A 6,151-nucleotide genomic window follows, 5' to 3' on the forward strand; every position below is an offset into this window, starting at 1 on the left:
GGTCGATCCGGCGCATCCGGCGTATGTGATCTACACGTCGGGTTCGACGGGGCGGCCCAAGGGCGTGGTCGCCACCCACGGCGGACTGCTCGACCTGCTCGCCGACCCGGGCATGGCGCAGTTCGCGCCGCCGTCGGCGGGCCGGCCGCGGATGCGCGTCGGCCTGACCACCTCGGTGTCCTTCGACGCCTCCTGGAACCAGTTGCTCGCCCTCTTCACCGGCCACGAACTGCACGTCCTGGACCACGCCACCTTCACCGACCCCGAGGCCCTGGCCGAGTACGCCGCGAGCCGTGGACTCGACTATGTGGAGGCCACCCCGTCCTACCTCCGGGTCCTCGTCGAGCACGGGCTGCTGGATGACCCGCGGCACCGCCCCCGGCTGGTGGCGGCGGGCGGTGAGGCCGTACCGGAACAGCTGTGGGAGCGGCTGCGAGCTGCTGACGGGACCGCCTGCCTCAACCTCTACGGGCCCTCCGAGTGCACCGTCAACGCGGTGACCGCACCCGTGGGTTCGAGCCCGCGGCCGGTCATCGGCCGCCCCGTCGCCAACGCCCGGCTGCATGTGCTCGACGGCGGCCTGCGGCCGGTGCCGGCGGGCACCGCAGGGGAGCTGTACATCGCGGGACCGGGGTTGGCGCGCGGCTACCTGGGGCGGCCGGGGCTGACGGCGGGGCGGTTCGTGGCCGACCCGTACGGTCCGGCCGGCAGCCGGATGTACCGCACCGGCGACCTGGTGCGGTGGGACGCGGACGGGAACCTGGAGTTCCTCGGCCGCGGCGACGACCAGGTCAAGGTGCGCGGCTTCCGGATCGAGCCCGGCGAGATCGAGGCCGCGCTCACCGGACTCCCGCAGGTCGCGCGGGCGGTGGTGATGGCGCGTGCCGAGGAGGAAGCCCGCCTGGTCGCCTACGTCGTGCCCGCCGCGGGGCGGAGCGTCCGCGCCCAGGACCTGCGGGCCCACCTGCGCGAGCGGCTGCCGGCGTACATGGTGCCGTCGGTCTTCGAGGTGCTGGACGCCCTGCCGCTGACCCCCAACGGCAAGCTCGACCGGCGCGCCCTCCCGGCCCCCGGGCCGCGGCCCGCCGCACCGGGCCGCGCACCGCGCACCCCGGCCGAGCACCTGCTGTGCGGGCTGTTCGCCGAGGTGCTCGGCGTCGCCGAGGCCGGGCCGGACGACAGCTTCTTCGACCTCGGCGGGCACTCCCTGCTCGCCACCCGGCTGGTCGCCCGGGCCCGGTCCGTGCTGGGCGTGGAGCTGGGACTGCGCGACCTGTTCGACGCGCCGACCCCGGCGGGACTGGCGGCCGCGGTCGGCGCCGCTGGTCAGGCGCGCCCGGCGCCGGCCCGGCGCGAGCGGCCCGCGGCGGTCCCGCTGTCCTTCGCGCAGCGCCGGCTGTGGTTCCTGCACCGCATGGAGGGCCCGAGCGCCACCTACAACATCCCGCTGGCGCTGCGGCTGTCCGGGGAACTGGACCGCCGGGCCCTGGAAGCCGCCCTCGCGGACGTCGTCGAGCGGCACGAGAGCCTGCGCACCGTCTTCCCCGTGGCCGACGGCACCCCCTGCCAGCGCGTGCTGGACCCCGGCGCGGCCCGGCCCCCGCTGCCGTTGACCGACGTCGACGCGCGCGACCTGCCGGACCGGCTCGCGCGGGCCGCCCGCCGCGGCTTCGACCTCGCCGAGGAGCCGCCGCTGCGGGCCGGACTCTTCCGGCTCGGCCCGCAGGAGCACGTCCTGCTGCTGGTGGTGCACCACATCGCCGCCGACGGCTGGTCCACGGGGCCGCTCGCCCGCGACCTGGCCACCGCCTACGCAGCCCGCAGCGCGGGGGAGCGGCCGAGCTGGGCGCCGCTGCCCGTCCAGTACGCCGACTACGCCCTGTGGCAGCAGGACCTGCTGGGCGACGGCACCGATCCCGGCAGCCTGCTCGGCAGCCAACTCGCCTACTGGCGCGACCGGTTGGCGGACCTGCCCGAGCAGGTCGAGCTGCCCTTCGACCGGCCCCGCCCCGCGGCGACCACCTACCAGGGCGCCCAACTGCCGCTGCGGATCGACGCCGACCTCCACCGCGACCTGCGCGCCCTCGCCCGCGACGGCGGCGCCAGCCTCTTCATGGTGCTCCAGGCCGGCCTGGCCGCCCTGCTCGGCAAACTCGGGGCCGGCACCGACGTCCCGATCGGCACCCCCGTCGCCGGACGCACCGACGAGGCCCTGGACGACCTGGTCGGCTTCTTCGTCAACACCCTGGTACTGCGCACGGACCTGTCCGGCGACCCGGCCTTCACCGACCTGCTGGAGCGGGTGCGCACCGGCGCCCTGGCCGCCTACGCGCACCAGGACCTGCCGTTCGAACACCTCGTGGAGGCCCTGAACCCCACCCGCACCCTCGCGCACCACCCGCTCTTCCAGACCCTGCTGACCTTGCAGAACGCGCCGTCGGCCGGCTTCGAACTGCCGCGGCTGAGCGTGAGCTGCGACCTGGTGCCCACCGGCACGGCCAAGTGCGACCTCACCTTCGTCCTGGCCGAACAGCCCGGCGAGGACGGGCTGTCGGGCGTCGTGGAGTACAGCACCGACCTGTTCGACGCGGCCACCGTCCGCGACATCGCCGACCGCTGGCTGCGGCTGCTGCGCGCCGTCGCCGCCGACCCCTCCCGGCGGATCGCCCGGATCGACGTGGTGTCCGCCGACGAACTGCGGGCCCTGCTGCCCGCCGCCACCGACCAGGACGGCGACCTGCCGCGCACCGCGCTGCCCGCGCTGTTCGAGCGGCAGGTGCGGGCCGACCCCGCCGCGCCCGCCCTCACCGACGGCGCGACCACCCTGACCTACGGCGAGCTGAATGCCCGCGCCAACCGGCTCGCCCACGCCCTCATCGGCCGGGGCGCGGGCCCCGAGCAGCTGGTGGCGCTGGCCCTGCCGCGCTCGGCGGACCTGGTCGTGGCGGTGCTCGCCGTCCTCAAGGCCGGCGCCGCCTACGTACCGGTGGACCCCGGATACCCGGCCGCCCGGATCGCCTACCTGCTCAAGGACACCCGGCCCGCGCTGCTGGTGACGACCGGCCAGGTCCCCGAGCTGCCCGAGGCCGGCGGCCTGGAGCGGCTGCTGATGGACACCGCGGACCTCGACACGCTGCCCGAGGACGACCCCGGCGTCCGTATCGACCCCGGCCACGCCGCCTACGTCATCCACACCTCCGGCTCCACCGGCGACCCCAAGGGCGTGGTGGTCCCGCACCGCAACGTGGTGCGGCTGTTCACCGCCACCCGGGAGCTGTTCGGCTTCCGCGCCGACGACGTGTGGACCCTCTTCCACTCCTACGCCTTCGACTTCTCGGTGTGGGAGCTGTGGGGCCCGCTGCTGCACGGCGGCCGCCTGGTGGTCGTGGACCACGAGACCAGCCGCACGCCCGGCCGCTTCCTCGACCTGCTCGCCCGCGAGCAGGTCACGGTGCTCAACCAGACGCCCTCCGCCTTCTACCAGCTGATGGCCGCCGACGCCCAGGCCCCCGGAACCGGCCGCCGACTCGCCCTGCGCACCGTGGTGTTCGGCGGCGAGGCCCTGGAGCACGCCCGGCTGGCCGACTGGTACGGCCGGCACCCGCAGGACGCGCCGCGCCTGGTCAACATGTACGGCATCACCGAGACCACCGTGCACGTCACCCACGCGGCCCTCGACCACTCCGGCACCGCCGCCGGCCAGATCGGCACGGCCCTGCCCGACCTGCGGACCTATGTGCTCGACAGCGGACTGCGGCCCGTGGCCCCGAACGTGCCCGGCGAGCTCTACGTCGCCGGCGCGGGCCTGGCGCGCGGCTACCTCGACCGGCCCGGCCTGACCGCCGGGCGGTTCGTGGCCGACCCGTTCGGGGCGCCCGGGACGCGGATGTACCGCACCGGCGACGTGGTGCGCCGCGCCGCGGACGGCACCCTGCGCTACGTCGGCCGCGCCGACCAGCAGGTGAAGGTGCGCGGCTTCCGGATCGAGCTCGGCGAGGTCGAGGCGGCGCTCGCCGCGCACCCCGGCGTCGCCCAGGTCGCCGTCACCGCCCGCCGGGACCGCGCCGACGACACCCGGCTGACCGCCTACCTGGTCCCGGCCGACCGCACCGCGCCCGACCCCGCCGACCTGCGCGCCCACCTGCGCGAACAGCTGCCGGCGTACATGGTGCCGTCGGCGTTCGTCGTGCTGGACGCCCTGCCGCTGACCGGCAACGGCAAGCTCGACCACCGCGCCCTGCCCGCCCCCGGCCCCGCCCCCGCGACCGCCTCCCGCGCCCCGCGCACCCCGCGGGAGCAGATCCTCTGCGAGCTGTTCGCGGAGGTCCTGGGGGTGGCGTCGGCCGGCGTCGAGGACGGCTTCTTCGACCTGGGCGGGCACTCGCTGCTCGCCACCCGCCTGGCCGCCCGGGTCCGCGCCACGCTCGGCGTGGAGATGCCGCTGCGCACCCTGTTCGAGGCGCCGACCCCGGAGGGCCTGGCCGCCGCCCTGACGGCGGCCGGCCCGGCGCAGACCGCGCTGGCCCGCCGCGAGCGGCCCGCGGCGGTCCCGCTGTCGTTCGCGCAGCGGCGGCTGTGGTTCCTGCACCAGCTCCAGGACGGCGGCGCGAACTACCACATCGCGCTCGCCTGGCGGCTGTCCGGGGACCTGGACCGGCGGGCCCTGGAAGCCGCCCTCGCCGACGTCGTCGAGCGGCACGAGAGCCTGCGCACCGTCTTCCCGGCGGTGGACGGTGTACCGCACCAGCGGGTGCTGCCCGCCGAGGCCGTCCGCCCGCCGCTGCCCGTGCACGCGACCACCGAGGCCGAACTTCCGGCCGCCCTGGCCCGGGCGAAGGACCGCCCGTTCGACCTGGCGGCCGAAGTGCCGCTGCGCGCCGGGCTGTTCACTCTCGCAGCCGACGAGCACGTGCTCCAGCTGGTGCTCCACCACATCGCCGGCGACGGCTGGTCGCTGGGCCCGCTCACCCGGGACCTGACCGCCGCCTACGCGGCGCGCCGCCGCGGCGAGGCCCCCGCGTGGGCACCCCTGCCGGTGCAGTACGCCGACTACACCCTGTGGCAGCACGACCTGCTCGGCGACGCCGCCGACCCGGACAGCCTGCTCGCCGGCCAGGCCGCGTACTGGACGCGGGAGCTGGCCGGGCTGCCGGAACTGCTCCACCTGCCCACCACCCGGCCCCGCCCGCCCGTCGCCTCGCACCGCGGCGGCAGCGTCGCCGCCGGGCTGGACGCCGAACTGCACCGCGGACTGCGCGAGCTCGCCCGCGCGCACGGCACCAGCCTGTTCATGGTGCTCCAGGCGGCGCTGGCGGCCCTGCTGAGCAAGCTGGGCGCGGGGGACGACATCCCGATCGGCAGCCCCGTCGCCGGCCGGACCGACCAGGCGCAGGACGACCTGGTCGGCTACTTCGTCAACACCCTGGTGTTCCGCACCGACACCTCGGGCGACCCGACGTTCGCGGAACTGCTGGCCCGGGTCCGGGACACCGCGCTCGGCGGATACGCCCACCAGGACCTGCCGTTCGAGTACCTGGTCGAGATCCTCAACCCCGCCCGCTCCCTGGCGCACCACCCGCTCTTCCAGGTCATGCTGGTGCTCCAGAACGCGCCCCGGGCCGACTTCGCCCCCGCCGGACTGCGGGTGGCCGAGGTGGCGCCCACCTCGACCACCGCCAAGCTCGACCTCGTCCTCACCCTGTCCGAGCGCCTCGCGGCCGACGGCACCCCGCAGGGCATCGACGGCTCCGTCGAGTACGCCGCCGACCTCTACGACCCGGCCGCCGTCGAGGAGCTGGCCGACCGCTGGCAGCGGCTGCTGCGCGCCGCGGTCGCCGACCCGCGGCGGCGGATCAGCCGGGTGGAGCTGCTGTCGGCGGGGGAGCGCGGGGTGGTGGCGGGTTGGGGCACCGGGCCCGTGGTGGAGCCACCGGCCGGGGACCTGGCGGGGCTGTTCGCGGCGCAGGTGCGTGTGGCTCCGGGTGCGGTGGCGGTGGTGTGTGGTGGTGTGGCGCTGACGTATGCGGAGTTGGATGCGCGGGTGGGTCGGTTGGCCGGGGTGTTGGCGGGGCGGGGTGTGGAGCCGGAGCGGTTGGTGGCGGTGGTGTTGCCGCGGTCGGTGGAGTTGGTGGTGGCGTTGCTTGCGGTGGTG

Annotated in this window: 1 protein-coding gene; it reads left to right on the forward strand. The window is 76.1% G+C overall.

What is annotated here, in order from left to right; all coding sequences use genetic code 11:
- On the forward strand, positions 1-6,151 hold a 6,151-nt coding region (locus WA788_RS34905; RefSeq protein ID WP_335984397.1), incomplete at both ends, for an amino acid adenylation domain-containing protein.

It is taken from the genome of Streptomyces sp. CA2R106 (assembly GCF_037034245.1).
Taxonomy (GTDB): domain Bacteria; phylum Actinomycetota; class Actinomycetes; order Streptomycetales; family Streptomycetaceae; genus Actinacidiphila.